The organism is Bacillus sp. 03113, assembly GCF_006546985.1.
Taxonomy (GTDB): domain Bacteria; phylum Bacillota; class Bacilli; order Bacillales; family Cytobacillaceae; genus VATK01.
In genome coordinates this window covers 119,950-138,446 of record NZ_VATK01000008.1, presented here as the reverse complement: position 1 = coordinate 138,446, position 18,497 = coordinate 119,950, and the positions used below count along the sequence as shown (strand labels likewise).

Annotated in this window: 17 protein-coding genes; 15 read left to right on the top strand and 2 right to left on the bottom strand. The window is 34.9% G+C overall.

What is annotated here, in order from left to right:
• The first annotated feature begins 83 nt into the window (after window positions 1-83).
• From tkt to FDO66_RS09395, 8 genes are all read left to right on the top strand, one after another.
• Window positions 84-2,090: a transketolase gene (tkt, locus tag FDO66_RS09430; RefSeq protein WP_141432392.1), complete on the top strand. Its 2,007-nt coding sequence runs from the start codon at window positions 84-86 to the stop codon at window positions 2,088-2,090.
• Between the two features lie 431 nt (window positions 2,091-2,521).
• Complete coding sequence (gene sirA / locus FDO66_RS09425; RefSeq protein WP_141432391.1) at window positions 2,522-2,959, top strand: sporulation inhibitor of replication protein SirA; 438 nt, start codon at window positions 2,522-2,524, stop codon at window positions 2,957-2,959.
• Between the two features lie 87 nt (window positions 2,960-3,046).
• A complete protein-coding gene (locus FDO66_RS09420) occupies window positions 3,047-3,262 on the top strand; it encodes a YneF family protein (RefSeq protein ID WP_141432390.1) in 216 nt (71 codons plus the stop codon).
• 187 nt (window positions 3,263-3,449) lie between these two features.
• Window positions 3,450-5,201, top strand: coding sequence for an ABC transporter transmembrane domain-containing protein (locus FDO66_RS09415; protein WP_141432389.1), 1,752 nt, complete (start codon window positions 3,450-3,452; stop codon window positions 5,199-5,201).
• The gene (locus FDO66_RS09410; RefSeq protein WP_141432388.1) at window positions 5,202-6,995 is read left to right on the top strand and encodes an ABC transporter ATP-binding protein; all 1,794 of its coding nucleotides are present in this window, start codon (window positions 5,202-5,204) and stop codon (window positions 6,993-6,995) included.
• A gap of 125 nt (window positions 6,996-7,120) precedes the next feature.
• The gene (locus FDO66_RS09405) at window positions 7,121-7,828 is read left to right on the top strand and encodes a cytochrome c biogenesis CcdA family protein (protein ID WP_141432387.1); all 708 of its coding nucleotides are present in this window, start codon (window positions 7,121-7,123) and stop codon (window positions 7,826-7,828) included.
• 185 nt (window positions 7,829-8,013) lie between these two features.
• A complete protein-coding gene (locus FDO66_RS09400; RefSeq protein ID WP_141432386.1) occupies window positions 8,014-8,373 on the top strand; it encodes a response regulator in 360 nt (119 codons plus the stop codon).
• Between the two features lie 274 nt (window positions 8,374-8,647).
• Window positions 8,648-9,139 carry a CcdC family protein gene (locus tag FDO66_RS09395; protein ID WP_141432385.1) on the top strand — a complete coding sequence of 164 codons (492 nt, stop codon included), beginning with the start codon at window positions 8,648-8,650 and terminating at the stop codon, window positions 9,137-9,139.
• A gap of 135 nt (window positions 9,140-9,274) precedes the next feature.
• Here FDO66_RS09395 and FDO66_RS09390 read toward each other — a convergent pair whose 3' ends face one another.
• The gene (locus FDO66_RS09390) at window positions 9,275-9,700 is read right to left on the bottom strand and encodes a DUF2621 family protein (RefSeq protein ID WP_141432384.1); all 426 of its coding nucleotides are present in this window, start codon (window positions 9,698-9,700) and stop codon (window positions 9,275-9,277) included.
• 228 nt (window positions 9,701-9,928) lie between these two features.
• Window positions 9,929-10,198: a phage holin family protein gene (locus tag FDO66_RS09385; RefSeq protein WP_141432383.1), complete on the bottom strand. Its 270-nt coding sequence runs from the start codon at window positions 10,196-10,198 to the stop codon at window positions 9,929-9,931.
• Window positions 10,199-10,346: 148 nt separating this feature from the next.
• Between FDO66_RS09385 and FDO66_RS09380 the strand changes: the two genes are divergently transcribed.
• The 7 genes from FDO66_RS09380 (at window position 10,347) to FDO66_RS09350 (ending at window position 18,451) form a co-directional block, all read left to right on the top strand.
• Window positions 10,347-10,565: a DUF1659 domain-containing protein gene (locus FDO66_RS09380; protein WP_141432382.1), complete on the top strand. Its 219-nt coding sequence runs from the start codon at window positions 10,347-10,349 to the stop codon at window positions 10,563-10,565.
• A 38-nt stretch (window positions 10,566-10,603) separates the two neighbouring features.
• A complete protein-coding gene (locus FDO66_RS09375) occupies window positions 10,604-10,822 on the top strand; it encodes a DUF2922 domain-containing protein (RefSeq protein WP_141432381.1) in 219 nt (72 codons plus the stop codon).
• A 149-nt stretch (window positions 10,823-10,971) separates the two neighbouring features.
• Entirely contained in the window at window positions 10,972-11,115 is a 144-nt protein-coding gene (locus tag FDO66_RS09370) for a YvrJ family protein (protein WP_141432380.1), read from the top strand.
• A 267-nt stretch (window positions 11,116-11,382) separates the two neighbouring features.
• The gene (locus FDO66_RS09365; protein WP_141432379.1) at window positions 11,383-11,583 is read left to right on the top strand and encodes a cold-shock protein; all 201 of its coding nucleotides are present in this window, start codon (window positions 11,383-11,385) and stop codon (window positions 11,581-11,583) included.
• 439 nt (window positions 11,584-12,022) lie between these two features.
• Window positions 12,023-13,168 carry an exonuclease SbcCD subunit D gene (locus FDO66_RS09360; RefSeq protein ID WP_141432378.1) on the top strand — a complete coding sequence of 382 codons (1,146 nt, stop codon included), beginning with the start codon at window positions 12,023-12,025 and terminating at the stop codon, window positions 13,166-13,168.
• A complete protein-coding gene (locus FDO66_RS09355; RefSeq protein ID WP_141432377.1) occupies window positions 13,165-16,305 on the top strand; it encodes an AAA family ATPase in 3,141 nt (1,046 codons plus the stop codon). Before FDO66_RS09360 ends, FDO66_RS09355 begins: the two co-directional genes overlap by 4 nt.
• Before the next feature lie 151 nt (window positions 16,306-16,456).
• Window positions 16,457-18,451, top strand: a complete 1,995-nt coding sequence (locus FDO66_RS09350) for a methyl-accepting chemotaxis protein (RefSeq protein WP_141432376.1) — start codon at window positions 16,457-16,459, stop codon at window positions 18,449-18,451.
• The last annotated feature ends 46 nt before the right edge of the window (window positions 18,452-18,497 follow it).

The following is an 18,497-nucleotide window of genomic DNA, read 5'->3' as shown; positions in this document are numbered from 1 at the left end:
TTATGACACAATAGGTTGTCTAAAAGGTATTGTCCATTTAATATAAGTAAAGTAAGAACACCTAGGGAAAGGAAGTATTTACTATGTTGGAAAAAATTGATACGTTAGCTATAAACTCTATACGTACACTATCCATTGATGCAATTGAAAAAGCAAATTCTGGTCATCCAGGTATGCCAATGGGTGCTGCACCAATGGCGTACACTCTTTGGACTCGTTTTATGAATCATAACCCACAAAACCCTGAATGGTTTAACAGAGATCGATTTGTTCTTTCAGCAGGACACGGTTCGATGTTGCTATATAGCTTGTTACATTTAGCAGGATATGGTCTTACTATTGATGATCTTAAAGAATTTCGTCAATGGGGAAGTAAAACTCCAGGGCATCCAGAGTTTGGCCATACTGCTGGTGTAGATGCAACAACAGGTCCGCTAGGTCAAGGGATTGCGATGTCTGTTGGAATGGCTATGGCGGAACGTCATTTAGCTTCTGTCTATAATAAAGAAAATTATAATTTAGTTGATCATTTTACATATGCGATTTGCGGTGATGGTGATTTAATGGAGGGTGTTTCAGCTGAAGCAGCTTCATTTGCAGGTCATTTAAAACTTGGTCGTTTAGTTGTACTTTATGATTCAAATGACATTTCACTTGATGGTGATCTTGATAAATCATTTTCTGAAAGTGTAGAACAACGCTTTATTTCTTATGGCTGGCAATATGTTCGCGTTGAAGATGGAAATGATTTAAATGAAATTGCAAAGGCTTTAGAAGAAGCAAAAAGCGACACATCAAGACCAACTTTAATTGAGGTAAAAACGGTCATTGGATACGGTTCACCTAATAAATCTGGTAAATCAGATGTTCACGGTGCTCCTCTTGGTGCAGACGAACTTAAGCTTACAAAAGAAGCTTATAAGTGGACATTTGAGGAAGATTTTTATGTTCCAGAAGAAGTTTATGAGCACTTTAATAAACAAATTGTTGAGCAAGGTGGCAAGAAAGAAGCTGAGTGGAATTCACTATTAGCACAGTACAAAAGAGAATTTCCTGAACTTGGTGAACAATTTGAAACAGCGATAAGCAATGAGCTTCCAGCTGGCTGGGATAAGGATATTCCTGTCTACGAAGAAGGGTCAAGTCTTGCAAGCCGTGCTTCATCAGGATCAGTGTTAAACAGCATAGCAAAAAATCTTCCTTCATTTTTTGGAGGATCTGCAGATTTAGCTGGATCAAATAAAACGATGATTAATGGATCAGGTGATTTTTCATCAGAATCTTATGATGGACGTAATATTTGGTTTGGAGTACGTGAATTTGCAATGGGTGCTGCATTAAATGGTATGGCCTTGCATGGTGGGTTACATGTATTTGGAGGAACATTCTTTGTGTTCTCAGATTATTTACGTCCAGCCATCCGTTTAGCAGCATTAATGAAATTACCAGTTACTTATGTCTTTACACATGACAGTATTGCGGTTGGTGAAGATGGTCCAACACATGAGCCGATCGAACAGTTAGCATCTTTACGTGCAATGCCGAACCTATCAATTGTGCGCCCAGCAGATGGTAATGAAACGGCTGCAGCTTGGAAAACAGCAATTAAATCTACTGATAAACCAACTGCTCTAGTTTTAACTCGTCAAAACTTACCTACATTAAAAGGTACAGATAAAGCAGCTTATGATGGCGTTTTAAAAGGAGCTTACATTGTTTCACCTTCTAGTAAGGAAACTCCAGACGCTTTACTATTAGCATCAGGATCTGAAGTAAATCTTGCCGTTGATGCTCAAAAAGCTCTTGAAAATGAAGGGATCTATACATCTGTTATTAGTATGCCTTCTTGGGATCGCTTTGAAGCACAAAGTAAAGAGTATAAAGAAAGTGTAATATCAAAAGAAGTGAAAAAGCGTTTAGCGATCGAAATGGGATCTTCACTAGGATGGCATAAATACGCTGGTGATGAAGGAGAAGTTTTAGCGATCGACCAATTCGGAGCTTCAGCACCAGAAGCAAAGATCTTGGAAGAGTACGGCTTTACTGTTTCAAATGTAGTAGCTCGCGTTAAAGCATTGCTTCAAAATTAAAAATAAATAAAAATAGGGTGCTCTAAGGTGTCTAGAATTTCTAAAAAAGATTCGATAAAGAAGTTACAATTACTTTTCTCGTTAACTTGATCGATGTTCTAGTCCCTAGGGGACCCTTTTTGTTTTCGATAATAGGAAGCTTAGGATGAATTTGTACGGAATTTATCTGTTGATAAACATAACAATCAGAACATATAATTCCCTGAAAAATCAGGATTATCTACCATTCTCTTTCCTCCTTCTCTTCACACCAATAACTTCACAAAGCTCGAATAAATTCTTGGTGTATTCTCATGAGATTTTGTATAATTAATAATAAGAAAATTCAAAATTCGACAAAAAAGGTTCATATTCTTTACAACACCAGACAAAAGAATCACTCGAATTTATATATAATAGAGAGTATAACTTTTTGTAGGAGGGGTAAAGCAGTGAGAACTTATCAGCTTTATTTAATTGAAGATGAATTTGCCTCCCATTATTTTGGAAGAGAAAGAATTCTCTTTAATCTTTTCTACGAGTTTCAAAAATCTTATGGAGAAATGAAATCTATCCTGTCTGATCAGATTAATTATGTCACAAAACCTATCTCACAATTAAAATTGCAGCAACAATTACAATTTTCCCTTAAAAGGAAAATGGGTTTTACCGAAAAAAATCATACTTTTTTTATCATAAATGAAAAAATGAGTACAGCAAAACTAACCATATTTGAACGGTACTTAAAATTGGAATCCAATGGGTATTATGATGCTGAGACTATCTTTTTTGAGGTTCTTAGAAAATTGGAGCCTTCTTTTTTAGCCATTGATTTAACTCATTATCGTTTTGGGTGGTTAAAGCCAATAAAAGAAAGAAATTTAGTATAAATAAGAGAAATATCTTGGGCAAATATTGTATAATACTCTTTGGTCTAGTACACTAATTGATAGACAACATGAAGGAGGAAATATGTTATGATTTGGCAACTTATTCTAGTTGGTATACTAGCATTGCTAGCTGGTGTAGCACTAGGATTTTTCATTGCTCGAAAGTATATGATGAGCTACCTAAAGAAAAATCCACCTATCAATGAACAAATGTTAAAAATGATGATGATGCAGATGGGTCAAAAGCCATCACAGAAGAAAATCAACCAAATGATGAATGCGATGAATAAGCAATCAAAATAAGGTTCCTTAGCACTCAATATGAGTGCTTTTTCTTTTACTTTAGAAGTTAGCTAGTTCACCTTAATATGTAATCAATTAAAGCAGTTGGTTTGAGCAAGGTAAAAATCTACCTAATATTTCTAATCTTTGCTAAACTAAGGGTTATGTAAGAAATATATGGGGCTTCTGCCATTTTGGAGGATGTAAGATGAAGGTCTTTATTGATTTAATGTGGTTTTTTAAACAAGAAAAAAAGTCTTACTTACTAGGTATTTGTTTATTACTTATGGTATCTTTGCTCCAACTTCTTCCTCCTAAAATCATTGGATTGATCGTAGACCATATTAAAGAACAAACATTAACGAGAACCATTCTTTTTCAATGGATAGCTCTTATCATGATTGTTGGTCTATTGATGTATTTGCTTCGTTATGTATGGAGAAATCTTATTTTTGGATCAGCTGTTAAGCTGTCGAAGCTGCTTCGCAATCGTTTGTTTGATCATTTTACTAAAATGTCTCAATCCTTTTATCAGAGAAGAAGAACGGGAGATTTGATGGCCCACGCTACGAATGATTTACAAGCCATTCAGCAAACAGCTGGAATGGGTGTTTTGACTTTGGTTGATTCATTATCAACAGGCTGTTTTGTAATTTTAACGATGGCAACAACCATTAGTTGGAAGCTCACCATTATTAGCTTATTTCCTATGCCTATAATGGCAATATTAACGAGCTGGTATGGAAAGAGATTACATAAACATTTTCATAAGGCTCAAGAAGCGTTTTCAACATTAAATGATAAAACTCAAGAAAGCATTATGGGGATAAAGGTATTAAAAACATTTGGGCAGGAAAAAGAAGATATTATTGATTTTCAGAGGCATTCGGAGGATGTTGTAAAGAAAAACATAGCTGTAGCAAAAATTGATTCTTTGTTCGATCCAACCATATCGATCATTGTTGCTGCTTCCCTATTCCTATCGATCTCTTTTGGAGCAAAATTTGTGTTAGAGGGCGAATTAACAATTGGAGAACTTATTTCATTTAATACTTATCTAGGTCTTCTTATTTGGCCTATGCTCGCTTTTGGCTGGTTATTTAACATCATGGAAAGAGGAAGAGCATCATTAGATCGAGTCACAACTCTTTTAGAAGAAAATGAAGATATTAAGGATACAGAAGATGCGCTTGATCAAAGGCCGATTGGTCCAATTGAATTTAATATAAAAAGCTGTTCCTTATCAGACGATTCAGTAAAAGTATTAAGAGATATTCAATTTTCCATTCATAAAGGAGATACACTCGGAATCGTCGGGAAAACTGGTTCAGGGAAAACGACTTTATTGAAGCTTTTTATTCGAGAAATTGACGAATATAATGGAAACATTAATATCGGTGGCTTGTCAATTAAACAATACAAAATCAATAAGCTAAGAGAAGCAATTGGGTACGTACCACAGGATCATTTTCTTTTTTCAGCAACCATTGCTGAAAATATAGCATTTGCCAATCCGCTAGCTACGAAAGAAGAAATCGTAAGCGCTGCAAAGATTGCGAATATTCATGATGATATTTTGAGTTTTCCAGAGCAATATGAAACCGTAGTAGGGGAACGCGGTGTGTCTCTGTCAGGAGGACAAAAGCAACGAATTTCAATTGCTAGAGCACTCTTATTAAATCCAGAAATCTTAATACTAGATGATTCCTTATCTGCAGTTGATGCAAAAACGGAAGAAGCGATATTATCATCACTGAAGAAAAATAGATATGGGAAAACAACTTTGATTACTTCACATCGTCTAAGTGCCATCCAGCATGCTAATCTGATCATTGTTTTAGAAAAAGGAAGAATTCTGCAAAGCGGAACACATGAAGAACTGATGCAGGAAGAGGGATGGTACCAAGAGATGTATCATCATCAACAGCTTGAAGATTTAGTTGAGAATGTAGGTGATTAAATGGAAAAGAACGTTGATTTTGATAAAAGAGATCAAAGACAAGTTTTATGGCGACTTTTAGCCTATGCGAAGCCTTATTCAAAAAAAATTATAGCAGCTTTTTGTTTGCTTCTCTTATCAACTTTAGGAGAAGTGATTGGGCCTATATTAGTAAAAATCTTTATTGATGATTACGTAACGACCCAAAACATTGTTTTTAAGCCTTTATTCTACTTGGCAACAGCCTATATGGTTATTCAAATTCTCCATGCTATCATTACGTATTTTCAGTTATTATCCTTTCAAGAAATAGCCCTTTTTATCATTAAACAATTACGGATTGATATTTTTACAAAAGTTCATTCACTCGGCTTAAAGTATTTCGATAAAACACCGGGCGGCAGTATTGTTTCAAGAGTGACTAATGATACTGAAGCAATAAAAGAAATGTTTGTGAATGTATTGGCAACGTTTATTCAGAGCATTGTCATGCTTACTGGGATACTAACAGCAATGTTTTTTTTAGATAAAAAGCTAGCTGTATTTTGTATAATAATTGTCCCAGTCATTTTTATGATCATTCAGATGTATCGAAGGTTTAGTTCTCGGTACTATGCAGATATGAGAGAAAGATTAAGTGAATTAAATGCAAAATTAAGTGAATCGATACAAGGGATGGCGATTATTCAAATTTTTCGGCAAGAAGAGCGATTAAAAGCTGAATTTGGAGGTGTCAATGAAAAGCATTTTCAAGCAGGGATGAGAAATATAAAGTTGGATGCATTATTACTTAGGCCAGCCATAGATTTAGTGTTTGTTTTTACGCTCATCACTGTTTTAAGCTTTTTTGGACTTGCTTCCTTAACGAGCCCGATTAAAATTGGGGTTATTTATGCGTTTGTAAATTATTTGCACCGATTTTTTGAACCTGTGAATCAAGTCATGATGAGGCTCTCTATGTATCAACAAGCCATTGTGGCAGCTTCACGAGTATTTAAATTATTAGATGAGGAAACCGTTGAACCTGATCAATTGGAAGATCCATTTACTAGCATTGAAAAGGGAGAAATTCAATTCAAAAATATTAGTTTTTCATATGATGGAAAAAAAGATGTATTAAAGAACATTACTTTTACTGCAAAGCAAGGAGAGACAATTGCCTTTGTTGGGCATACTGGGAGTGGGAAGAGTTCGATTATTAATTTGCTTATGCGCTTTTACGAATTTGAACATGGAGATATTCTAATTGATGGAAAATCCATTAAACATTATTCGAAAGAGGAGCTTAGAAGTAAAATGGGTTTAGTATTACAAGACCCTTTTCTCTTTTATGGTACGGTAAAGAATAATATTCGCCTTTATGATGATTCATTAAGTGATGAAGATGTTATAGCTGCAGCTGAATTCGTTCAAGCTGATACCTTTATTGAAAGCTTAGAAAAGGGTTATGATCATAAAGTTGTTGAAAGAGGTTCAACTTTCTCAAGTGGGCAAAGACAGCTGATTGCTTTTGCGCGCACTATTGCAACCAATCCGAAAATCCTTGTTCTAGACGAAGCAACTGCAAATATTGATACTGAAACAGAGGAAGCTATTCAAGTAGCTTTATCGAAAATGCGTAAAGGGCGTACGACGATTGCCATTGCCCATCGGCTTTCAACCATTCAAGATGCAGATACCATCTACGTCTTACATCAAGGTGAAATCGCTGAACGAGGAAATCATCAAGAGCTTTTAGCGAAAAAAGGGATTTATTATAAAATGTATTTACTTCAAAATGGTGGGGTTGAAAAGCTTGAAGATGTAATCGGATAATCATTATAAAGCGTATGAGATAACTTGTCCTAGAAGTTGAAAATAAGTAAGTGTTTAATAGGAAAATTAGTGTAGAAAGTTGTAAGAAGTAGTGATCAATTTTGGATGTGAAGAAGGTGTTGCTGATGTCTGAATTAACAATTCTGCTTGCTTTTGGAGCTGGTTTTTTAAGTTTTATTTCACCATGCTGCTTGCCTTTATATCCTGCTTTTTTATCTTATATTACTGGAATGTCTGTAGGAGAAGTAAAATCAGAAAATGTGCTGCTTCAAAGGAGGAGCTTATTTCATACGCTTTTTTTTATCCTTGGTTTTTCCATTATTTTTGTGGCGATCGGTTATGGCACTTCTTTATTAGGGGTGTTTTTCAAAGAGAATCAAGCTTTAATTAGGCAAATTGGAGCCATTTTGATTGTTTTTTTAGGATTTGTTATGATTGGCTTGATAAAGCCTACATTTTTGATGAAAGATCATCGTTTTGAATTTACAAATCGGCCATCTGGATATTTAGGGTCTGTTTTCATAGGTATGGCATTTGCAGCTGGGTGGACACCTTGTACAGGACCTATTTTAGGTTCCGTGATCTATCTTGCTGCTATTCATCCTGAGTCAGCAATGATCTATATGATTAGTTATATCATTGGTTTTGCTCTTCCGTTTTTTATTCTTTCCTTTTTTATTGGAAAATTAAAATGGATAAAAAGGAACAGCATGATTTTTATGAACATAGGTGGATATTTCATGATTGTAATGGGGATTATGCTGTATTTTGATTGGATGACGAAAATTATTGCTTACTTATCACCTCTTTTTGGAGGTTTCACAGGTTTTTAATCGTAGTTATATAGTTAAATCAATATTCTAATATACTTTAAAATAGGGATTCCTTATAAGAATATTAGTAGAGGATTGAAATAATAACCTTTCTTCGTTATATTTGTATATGGCGTGCAGAAAGGAATAAATCATTTATTTGATTTTAATATAACTTCGCTGTGACGTTTAAGGAGGAAACAGCCATGGCAAGAATATTAATAGTGGACGATGCTAATTTTATGAGATTAACACTTTCGAACATTCTCAAAAAAGCAGAACATGAAGTTGTTGGAGAAGGAGAAAATGGACTGGAAGCCATTCAGTTATATAGGAAACTAATGCCTGATCTCGTTACTATGGACATTACTATGCCTGAGATGGGTGGCATGGAGGCAATGAAACAAATTAAACAAGAATTTCCTCAAGCTGTTATTATCATGTGTTCCGCTATGGGGCAGCAAAAAATGATTGTTGAAGCAATTGAAGCAGGTGCGAAAGATTTTATCGTTAAGCCCTTTGAAGAAAACAGAGTAATAAATGCGATAAAAAGATTAGGATTTTAAGTCCAAAGCTAAAGGGTAATTCAAGTGAAAAGATTGAAAATACTGGGTCCTTTTTTAAAAAAGAGTAGAGCATGTAGGTAGAAGTACCAATGAAGGCAGTGTCTCTCATACAACTATGTCTAGTAACGCAAGTCTTACATCAGTAAAAAATAGGGTTTCTAGAGTCTGATTGTTGTTGAAGGCTACTACACAATTCTAATAAAGGATCCATTTTGCTTTAGTGCATATATTAGATATAATATGAATAGATCTTAAAACAAAAAGGATGAATTTTATGAACATGGTTGTTGCATCTTCTATTGGCGCTATTTTCATGGCTGTACTGGTCATGTTCATTCGGATGAAATCTGCAAATAAACCGGTATCAGCAAAAAAAATAATTTTGCCTCCCCTTTTTATGAGTACAGGGGCGCTCATGTTTTTTGTTCCAATGTTTCGCGTTACCCCTTTAGAGGTATTGGAGGCTTTTTCTGTAGGAGTCATATTCTCTATTTTTCTAATTAAAACATCCAATTTTGAAATACGTGATCAAAATATTTATCTTAAGCGATCTCGTGCTTTTATCTTTATATTAATTGGGTTGTTGATAATTCGAATAGTAGGCAAGTTAGTCCTTAGCTCGACTATTGATGTTGGTCAATTAAGTGGAATGTTTTGGATTCTAGCCTTTGGGATGATCGTACCTTGGAGAGTTGCCATGTATATGAACTATCGAAAGATATTGCATGAGCTGAAAGGTACGATAGATTCAAATCCAACCATTTAAGTAATGAGATGGATGTCTGAAGCAAAAGGGTGGTACATTCAAGTTAGTTTCGATTATCGAACATATTTTTGTTGTTGTGATACTTTTTACTTAAGTTGAGTTGAAACCACCCATTTTCCATAATTGAAAATTAATTTAAAACAGATGTTGATACTCTTTCAAGCTTATTTGTTTTTCTTCTAGCTTTCTTTTTAAATGTTTGTAATCTCGTTTTGGCGTTGCTAAAATATAGCCTCTAATAATTAAATCTTCGCTTATTACTGATACATTTTCATGAATAGCTAATTCTCCGATTTTTCCTGCTATCTTATGCCTGGCTACATCCCGAAATAATGGTGGAACTGGACTTACTAAATCTTCAAGTAGAAGCTTTTCTTGTGTATTCCAAAGATGCTTTGTTTGTTCTACGAAATATTCTTCCCAATCCATATCAGATTTCCCATCTTCTTTCGGAAATCGTTTTAAAAATTTACGAAACATAAAGAAACCGCCAACTGCGAAAGAAAAAACAAGGATGCTGATCCATAAAAGGATAAACCACATAAACCAACCATTTAACATTTGGATCACCTTCATTTTCTTGATTAGGGTTCAGATGTTCATTTACGTGCAACTTTTTAAGAGGGTTATCTAGTGAAGTCCATATTCGGTTTTCTTTTATTATAACGAGCAAATTGTTTAGACACAAGGTGGATGGGTTCATATTTGGAGAGATCAAGCGATAGAAGTAATAGAGGAAGAGATGATGTTAATTTTAACAAAATTGGTATATACATTCTAATCATATTACTATTTATTCTTATCTCCATTTGTTGCCTTGATGGATTGTTTAACCACTTGATGACCTAAAACGGAAACGCCCGCAGCTACAATTCCATTTAAAATTCCTCTAAATGAAAAACCATAAATATAAGTCCCTGTTGTAATAGATAAAAACAATAATATCCAAATGATAGACCAGTCTGGTATTTTTGGGGTTTGTTTTAAAGCTATTCCTATTACCCATAGAGCGGGTACAAGAACTAAATAATTTTCATCTAAGTATTGAATGAGATTCACTATTTTTCACATCTTTCGTTTTTGATTTATGATACGCTAATATTCCATTTTTTGATTGTTACAAATTTCCTTTTGAAAAAATATTTTTTTACCTGCCTATTTTCATTCTTAAAAGATATATAAAGGGTGAGAGGGAGGAGGTGAGAAAATGGCACAAGCGATTTTAGCAGATACTAAGCTTCGTATCACCTTTGAAACAGGATTGAATGAGAAAGGAGAACCGATTTTTAAAGCTAAAACATTTTCCAACATTAAAAAAGAAGCAACAGCCGATCAACTTTACTCTGTTGCACAAGCGATTGCTTCTATAAGTGCTTACACTCTAAGTTCTATTGAACGTAATGACAGTTTAGATTTGATGGCGTAAAAAAGTAGAGGGACAAAAGGATGAGGGGGTGAAGGATCATGGCAAAGAGCTTAGACCTACAATTCATTACTGAAAATGGGAAGACAACCACAATTTCAATCGAAAACCCGATTGAGCCAGTGAATACGGCAGTTGTAAAACAAGCAATGGATCAGATGATTGCAGCAAATATTTTTGCAACGAACAACGGAAATTTAACAGCGGTTAAAGGAGCTAAATTGATTGATCGTACAGTAACTGATTATGAGTTAGTGTAGTAATTATTGACTGAATCATTTTAAGTTTCAAAAAGAGGAAGATTAGCTGCTTGAGTATGGATAGCATGTTTCTTCCTCTTTTGTTAATTAATTGATTTTCCTATTCAAATGAAATCAGGAGCAACTTCTCAGGAAGGAGATAACGAATTATGGACCAAGTGATTCCGTTCATTAGTGAAGTAGGCTTTCCAATTGTTGTATCCTTATATCTACTTTACCGAATAGAGGCAAAGTTAGATGTTGTAGTACAATCTATACAAAGTCTACCTGATCGCATTAATGTGAAGCACTAGTCTTTACACAATTTATTCGATAAAGAAGGTCAGCTAAAAGTGGTGTAAAACTGATGGAAGTTTCACTTTATGAAAGGGCTTTATCTTGACAAAATTAGCTAAAAATGCTAAATTTAAATCAGCCGTTGTGCATCGTGTTAAGTTTATGCAAGCTGCTTGTTCGAAAGTTTCAGTGAGTTTGGATGAGTAATACTATGTAAAGCTATACGTTGTAAATGGTGAATTTTATTCATGGCTTTTATTAGCCAATAGGAGGATTTTTTTACAATGAAAAACGGTAAAGTAAAATGGTTCAATTCTGAAAAAGGTTTCGGCTTTATCGAAGCTGAAGATGGCAACGATGTATTCGTACATTACTCTGCAATTCAATCTGATGGCTTTAAAACACTAGAAGAAGGTCAAGAGGTTTCTTTCGAAGTTGTTGAAGGAGCACGTGGACCTCAAGCAGCAAATGTTACAAAAAAATAAGTAGAGATAATAGACAAAGCTCAGCCCATTGGCTGAGCTTTTTACATTATATAATCAGAATTTATATCTGAAGTTAGATTACTGTCTAGCTCCGACGTACAGGACGTACTAGTGCCGATGAAGACATAAGGCCGTGGCGTACTTAATCGGCCAGCACCCTATCGACTAGAAGTGCTTCCCTCACCTCGTCTACGATAAGTCAACATCGAATCACTACGTTCTTCGTGTTTCCTATATCTCACTCGATTCAGTCCAGCACTTTACGTCGATGCCCAAGGGCGCTTCCGCTTTTCTTAATAAAGAAATACATTTCAATCGTTAGTGAGTTCCACTTTTCTGATATACTTGACTGATATGAACGGTTATGATCTTCTTTCTTTTAGGATCATGCTAATAGTTAGATAGAATAAAGATTTCAAGAAAGCAGGAGTGAAATTTTGTGAAATTTATACATACAGCAGATTGGCATCTAGGAAAGCTGGTACATGGGGTGTATATGACAGAGGATCAACGGTTTTTACTAGATCAATTTCTTGATCTAGTAGAGAAAGAACAACCTGATGCGGTTGTGATAGCTGGTGATCTATTTGACCGATCAGTTCCTCCTACAGATGCCATTGATTTATTAAATGAAATATTATTTAAAATAAATGTGGAGCTTAAAATACCGATTATTGCAATATCTGGTAATCATGATAGCCCAGAAAGACTTTCGTTCGGGAGTTCTTGGTACCGGCATAGCAAGTTCTTTTTGTCTGGAAAACTATCAAATCTATTTCATCCTATTCAACTAGAAGGAGTCAATTTCTATCTTGTACCTTATGCAGAGCCTGGGATGGTTCGTTCTATTTTGCATGATGATACTATTCATACTCATCATGATGCTATGAAGGCGATTGTTGGGAAGATTGAAGAACAGCTAAATCCAAATGAACCCAATGTATTAGTAGGACATGCTTTTGTAACAGGTGGAAAAACGAGTGATTCTGAAAGGATTCTTTCTGTAGGGGGCTCAGGAAGTGTTGATGCTGACATTTTTGATCCGTTTTCGTATGTTGCGCTTGGGCATCTGCATAGCCCGGATGCGATTAAGCATAACAAAATTAAGTATGCAGGGTCGTTGCTAAAATATTCATTTTCAGAAGTAAAGCAGAAAAAATCAGTTTCTATTATTGAAATAGAGCAGAATGGAGAGTTTCATCAAAGGCTGCATTCTTTTACTCCAAAACAAGATATGAGAGAGATAGAAGGTTATTTAGAAGAAATTCTAGATCCTTCCTTTTACCACAAACAGGCTGTTGATGATTATTTAAAGATCACATTATTAGATGACGGTGCTTTATTGGATCCGATTTATAAGCTTCGCCAAATCTATCCAAATGTTCTCCATCTTGAAAGGAAAATAAATCTTGTAGATACGAAACAAAAACAAGCGTTCAACATCATCAAAGAAGCAAAGAAAACGGACCTTGAGCTATTTGAACTTTTTTATAAGGAAATGACGACAGCAGATTTTTCTGCTGATAAGAGGACGGTAATGATGAATGTTTTGGAGAATGTCCTAAAGGAAGGAGAGAAAAAATGAGGCCGTTAAAACTAATTATGCAGGCGTTTGGTCCTTATGGGCAGAAAGAAGAAATCGACTTTCGCAGGCTCGGCTCTCGAACTATGTTCGTCATCACTGGAAAAACAGGTTCTGGTAAAACCACCATTTTTGATGGGATTAGCTATGCGATATACGGGAAAGCAAGTGGTGAGGATCGAAATGGTCCGGAGCTAAGAAGTCAATTTGCAAATCATGATCTACCAACGGAAGTCAGTCTAGAGTTTTATCTAAGAGGGAAAACATACTTTATTAAAAGATCTCCTCAGCAAGAAAAAAAGAAGGACCGCGGAGAAGGATATACAACTATTCAAGCGAAAGCAGAATTGTATGTGTATGATGAAACAGGAAAGCAACAGCTTTTAGCCTCAAATATACGTGAGGTCGAAGAAAAAATAAAGGAAATAATCATCATTGATAGTCACCAATTTAGGCAGATTTTAATGATTCCACAAGGAGAGTTTCGCAAGCTGCTCATCTCAGATAGTAAAGAGAAAGAAATCATTTTACAAAGATTATTTCATACTGAAATCTATAAAAGAGTTGAGGAAAAACTAAAAGAAGAGTCTATCGAGCTTAAAAAATCAGTTGAGAAAGAAATCGATCATCGTATTCGAGCTATTCATAGCATCCATGCTCTTTTCGAACAGGAATTAGTTGACTTAAAAAAAGAAGGAAGTCAGAACGATATGCTTATTCTTCCTCTTCTAGAAAAAGAAATTGGAACCATGAATGAGCAGCTTAACCGATACAATGATGAAGTTAAAGAAAAACAACAAGAAAGAGATAAACTCAAACAGAGAATATTTGAAGCAGATATTATTTTAAAACAGTTAAAGGCTAAGGAAGAACTTCAAGTAAAAAAGAACGAACTTGAATTACAGGAAAAAGTCTTTGAACAAAAGCAAAAAGATATATATTTCGCTCAAAAAGCAGCTGTCCTAGCTCAGCAGGAAGAGCTGTGCCATCGGCTAAGAAAAGACTTAGATACTGCTGAAAGAGAAAGTGAGACTATTCAAAATTATCTACATACCATTTCTGCCCAATTACAGAAAAATGAGAACATACTTCAATTAGAATTAAGTCGTGCTACCGAACGCCAGGAAGCAACCGAGAAGCTTATATTGCTTGAGAAAATGAAGGAGGATGTCTATTCACTTTCTATTTATCATGAAGAGGTACAAAGTCTTACTAATCAAATAAAGACTACTCAAACGAAGTATCAAAAGCTTGAACACGACTTAAAGACAACCGAGCAAGTCATAAAAGACTTATTAATTGTTAAAGAAGCAATCGAAAAAAAACAAATTGATTACTTAGAAAATAGTCAACGAATAACACAGGTTGAATACCAATTAGAAAAATTAATAAAGTATGAACAATTCTATGAGCGTTATCAAAAAGCTCTACAAGTAAAAAACAAAACCAAAGCGCGATTTCAAAAAGAGGAAGCCCGGTTTATGGATGTCCGGATACTTGTAGAGGAATTAGAACAAAAATGGATAAATGGTCAAGCGTCCGTTTTGGCAAGTAAGCTTCGCACAGACGAGCCTTGCCCAGTTTGCGGTTCTCTCGATCACCCACATCCTGCGACTGATCACGTTACATCATTACCAGACGAGCAAGACCTAAAAGCGGCAAAAACTCAATTAACTGAATTAGAGGCGGTAAAAGCGAAAGCAGAGTCAGTCTTTATTGAAGCTGAGTTCAACGTCAATTCTGCGTATCTCTCTTATAATGAATGGCTTGATGAAATGACGAATCTATTTAGTTGTTTCTCCCATGAACAATGGTCATTGTTACAAAAAGAACATTTAGATAAAAGAGAAAGATTACTTTATGAGCAAGAACAGCTCTCTATTGAAAAAAACAAGCTTCCACATGTTCTGCAAAGCTTAGAAAAAAACGAATGGAAAAAAGAAGAGCTACTAGTATTGGTGGAAAAATTGAAGGAAGAGCTTCAACAGTTAAATCTTTTATACACAGAGAAAATAACGAGCTATAAAAATATGCTAGAACAGGTACCAGAGCATGTTCGAACAAAAGAGAATTATGAAAAAGTGAGGAAAGAAGCAGCTGCTAAAAAGGAGATTTTAGAAAAGAAGCTTGTGGAAGCTGAAAAAGCGTACCAAATCTCTAGGGATCAAAACCAATCATACATTGCGAAATATGAAACGAATGAAAAATACTTACTCGGATTAAAAAACTCCCTTAAAGCTGAAAAAGAAGCATTTATGAATAGAATGAGAGAGCAAGGCTTTGAAAATTACACGGCCTATAGTGAAGCGAGAAAATCTGGAGAACAAATAACGAAATGGGAAACGGAAGTTAGACAATATCGTGAAGAGTACAGATCTGTAATCGATCGATATAAAGAGCTATCAAACCTTTTAAATGGGGTAGAAGCTCCAGAACTAGAAAGTTTACAAAAAGAATTACTTGAATTAAGCGCATATATGGAGGAATTACAAAGCAGCAATAACCAATTATTCATAAAAAAGAGCGAAAATGAGGAAATATTCAATCTCATTCACCAAATTAATGAGGAGATTAAAGAACTAGAGAACAAGTATGCATTGATTGGTCATTTATATGAAATAACGAAAGGGCAGAATACGTATCGTTTAACATTTGAACGGTTTGTTTTAGCAGCTTTCTTAGATGATATTTTGAAAGAAGCAAATGGGAGGTTGTCAAAAATGACAAACGGCCGCTACCATTTAATTCGCAAAACAGATCGATCTAAAGGAAATGTACAAAGTGGTCTAGAATTACTTGTTTTTGATCAATACACCGGGCAAGAAAGGCATGTTAAAACGTTATCAGGCGGAGAAAGCTTTAAAGCTTCTTTATCTCTTGCTTTAGGTTTAGCAGATGTTGTTCAAGAGCACGCAGGTGGAGTATCGCTTGAAACGATGTTTATTGATGAAGGTTTCGGGACGTTAGATCCGGAATCTTTAGATCAAGCGATCGAAACATTAATTGATATTCAAAGCAGTGGACGTTTAGTCGGAATCATCTCGCACGTCCCAGAGCTGAAGGAACGAATGGAAGCAAGATTAGAAGTAACAGCAACACAAGTTGGAAGTAGAACTTCTTTCCATTTTATAAATGAATGAACAGGTCTATTGTACTAAATAAATGATTATGGATGAGATCAATGTTAGGAGATATTACATAGTTTTTTGAAAAGTGTCTTGATCTTTAATTTTGTTGCACCTATAATTTAATTCAAATGACCTAGAAAAGCACCTTTGATGGAGGAATTGAATGAGAAAAGTAAATAAGTGGTTAACTAATTCTTTAAGAAGTCAAATTTTATTACCATTTTTAACATTGATTGTAACAGGGGGGTTAATTTTATCCATCATTAGCTACCAATATAGTGTGAAAATTACAACAGATGAGCTATCACGTACAGTTCAAGATCGAATGGTAGGCATGAATGATTCATTTAATCTCTTTTTTGATAGCATGGAATCTTATATTAATCAATATGCGATCAAACCTGAATTATTAGATCTTAACACGAATAAAGATCTTATTATTAAAGAATTTAAGGAAACTGAATTGAGTAACAAAACGGTAAAAGGCATTTATATGGGAACAGAGTCGAATGGAGAAATGTTTTCAACTTCTTTATCCGAACTTCCAGAAGGCTATGATCCAAGAAAGCGGCCTTGGTATCAAGATGCAGTTAAAACCGGAAAAAATATTATTTGGACGGAACCATACATAGATGCAACAACAAAAGAAACAGTTGTTAGTGTTGCGAAGGCTATTTACGATCAAGATAAGCTTGTTGGAGTACTAAGTCTAGATATCACAATTGATACACTTATCGGTTTAGTTGAAAAAACAAAATTTGGGGAAAATGGATATGCCTTTTTGCTTGATCAAAATGGTAAATATTTAGCTCACCCTAATAAGAAACAAGTAACCAAAGATGCATCTAAGCAATTATTCTATAAAAAAATGAATAAAGATTCAGGGTTTTTTACAGCAAAGTTTAATGAGAATGATTACATATTTGGATATAAAACAAATACAAAAACAAATTGGAAAATTGCCGCATTGGAAGCGAAATCCGATTATCAAGATAAAGGGAAAGCAATCTTAGTTCCAATTGCGATAACGGTATTAATTGTACTTGTTTTGTCAATTGTAATAGCCATTTCTGTTACACAAATGATAACCAAGCCGATTAGAAAGCTCCAAGAAAATATGAAAAAAGTAGAAAATGGAGATCTTTCTATTTCACTAATGGAAGAAAGAGAAGATGAAATAGGTCAATTATCAAAAAGCTTTTCTCAAATGATGGTCCAAATAAAATCCATTTTCCAAAAAGTAATTACTGTTTCAGATGACGTTGTTCAAGCTTCTCAAACCCTCGTTGCCAGTTCTGAAGAAAATGTTGCTGCTGCTAATCAGGTAGCATCTACAATGGAACAGATTGCTGCTGGATCTACAGATTTAATGGAAATTGTTCAAACGAATTCAAATGCAACATATGTTTTAGCTGAGAAAATGAAAGAGGTTAATACACAGGCAGAGTTGATGAGAGCAGAAACACAATCAATGTTAAAAGAATCTGAAGAAGGTATGAGCAAAATCAGCTTCCTTCAAAATCAATTTGATCATACGAGTTCATTGGCAAAATCAATGGTAGAAGCAGTGAATAGCTTGAATCAACGCTCACACTCTATCGGTGCCATTGTTAAAACAATTACAGAAATTGCAAGTCAAACGAATTTACTTGCTTTAAATGCAGCCATTGAGGCAGCGAGAGCTGGTGAACACGGAAAAGGGTTTGCAGTTGTTGCGGATGAGGTGAGAAAACTTGCCGAACGAACTGGCATATCTTTAAATGAAGTTTCTGAACTTGTACAACAAATGCAGAACGAGACAGCGAATACTGTTAAATTAATTGATCAAACAAATCAAAATATTTTAGAGCAAGACCACGCGGTGGAAGAAACCGGGAAAACTTTCCGTTCAATTAATTCCATTATTAATGAAAATACTAGATTATTTGAGGGTATTTCGAAAACATTCAGTGACACTGTACAACAAAAAGAAATACTTCTTGAGAATACCAATCGCTTGAATGCAATAAGTCAAGAAACAGCTGCAGGTACACAAGAGGTGTCTGCTTCAATTGAGGAAACGACGGCTTCTATGGAGCATTTAAATCACTTAGCTGGAGAATTAGAGAATAATGCTAACGAGTTACAGGTAGAAATTGCAAAATACAAAATTTCATAATAATGAGGGAGAACCAGTCGACATAAGGCTTGCTGGTTCTCCCTTT

What these genes read in the sequence shown, in the direction of transcription:
- FDO66_RS09365 (WP_141432379.1), top strand. Translation starts at nt 11,383, where the DNA reads ATGAAAAACGGTAAAGTAAAATGGTTCAATTCTGAAAAAGGTTTCGGC.
- tkt (WP_141432392.1), top strand. Translation starts at nt 84, where the DNA reads ATGTTGGAAAAAATTGATACGTTAGCTATAAACTCTATACGTACACTA.
- FDO66_RS09355 (WP_141432377.1), top strand. Translation starts at nt 13,165, where the DNA reads ATGAGGCCGTTAAAACTAATTATGCAGGCGTTTGGTCCTTATGGGCAG.
- FDO66_RS09370 (WP_141432380.1), top strand. Translation starts at nt 10,972, where the DNA reads ATGGACCAAGTGATTCCGTTCATTAGTGAAGTAGGCTTTCCAATTGTT.
- FDO66_RS09415 (WP_141432389.1), top strand. Translation starts at nt 3,450, where the DNA reads ATGAAGGTCTTTATTGATTTAATGTGGTTTTTTAAACAAGAAAAAAAG.
- FDO66_RS09400 (WP_141432386.1), top strand. Translation starts at nt 8,014, where the DNA reads ATGGCAAGAATATTAATAGTGGACGATGCTAATTTTATGAGATTAACA.
- FDO66_RS09390 (WP_141432384.1), bottom strand. Translation starts at nt 9,700, where the DNA reads ATGTTAAATGGTTGGTTTATGTGGTTTATCCTTTTATGGATCAGCATC.
- FDO66_RS09405 (WP_141432387.1), top strand. Translation starts at nt 7,121, where the DNA reads ATGTCTGAATTAACAATTCTGCTTGCTTTTGGAGCTGGTTTTTTAAGT.
- FDO66_RS09380 (WP_141432382.1), top strand. Translation starts at nt 10,347, where the DNA reads ATGGCACAAGCGATTTTAGCAGATACTAAGCTTCGTATCACCTTTGAA.
- FDO66_RS09395 (WP_141432385.1), top strand. Translation starts at nt 8,648, where the DNA reads ATGAACATGGTTGTTGCATCTTCTATTGGCGCTATTTTCATGGCTGTA.
- FDO66_RS09410 (WP_141432388.1), top strand. Translation starts at nt 5,202, where the DNA reads ATGGAAAAGAACGTTGATTTTGATAAAAGAGATCAAAGACAAGTTTTA.
- FDO66_RS09420 (WP_141432390.1), top strand. Translation starts at nt 3,047, where the DNA reads ATGATTTGGCAACTTATTCTAGTTGGTATACTAGCATTGCTAGCTGGT.
- FDO66_RS09350 (WP_141432376.1), top strand. Translation starts at nt 16,457, where the DNA reads ATGAGAAAAGTAAATAAGTGGTTAACTAATTCTTTAAGAAGTCAAATT.
- FDO66_RS09375 (WP_141432381.1), top strand. Translation starts at nt 10,604, where the DNA reads ATGGCAAAGAGCTTAGACCTACAATTCATTACTGAAAATGGGAAGACA.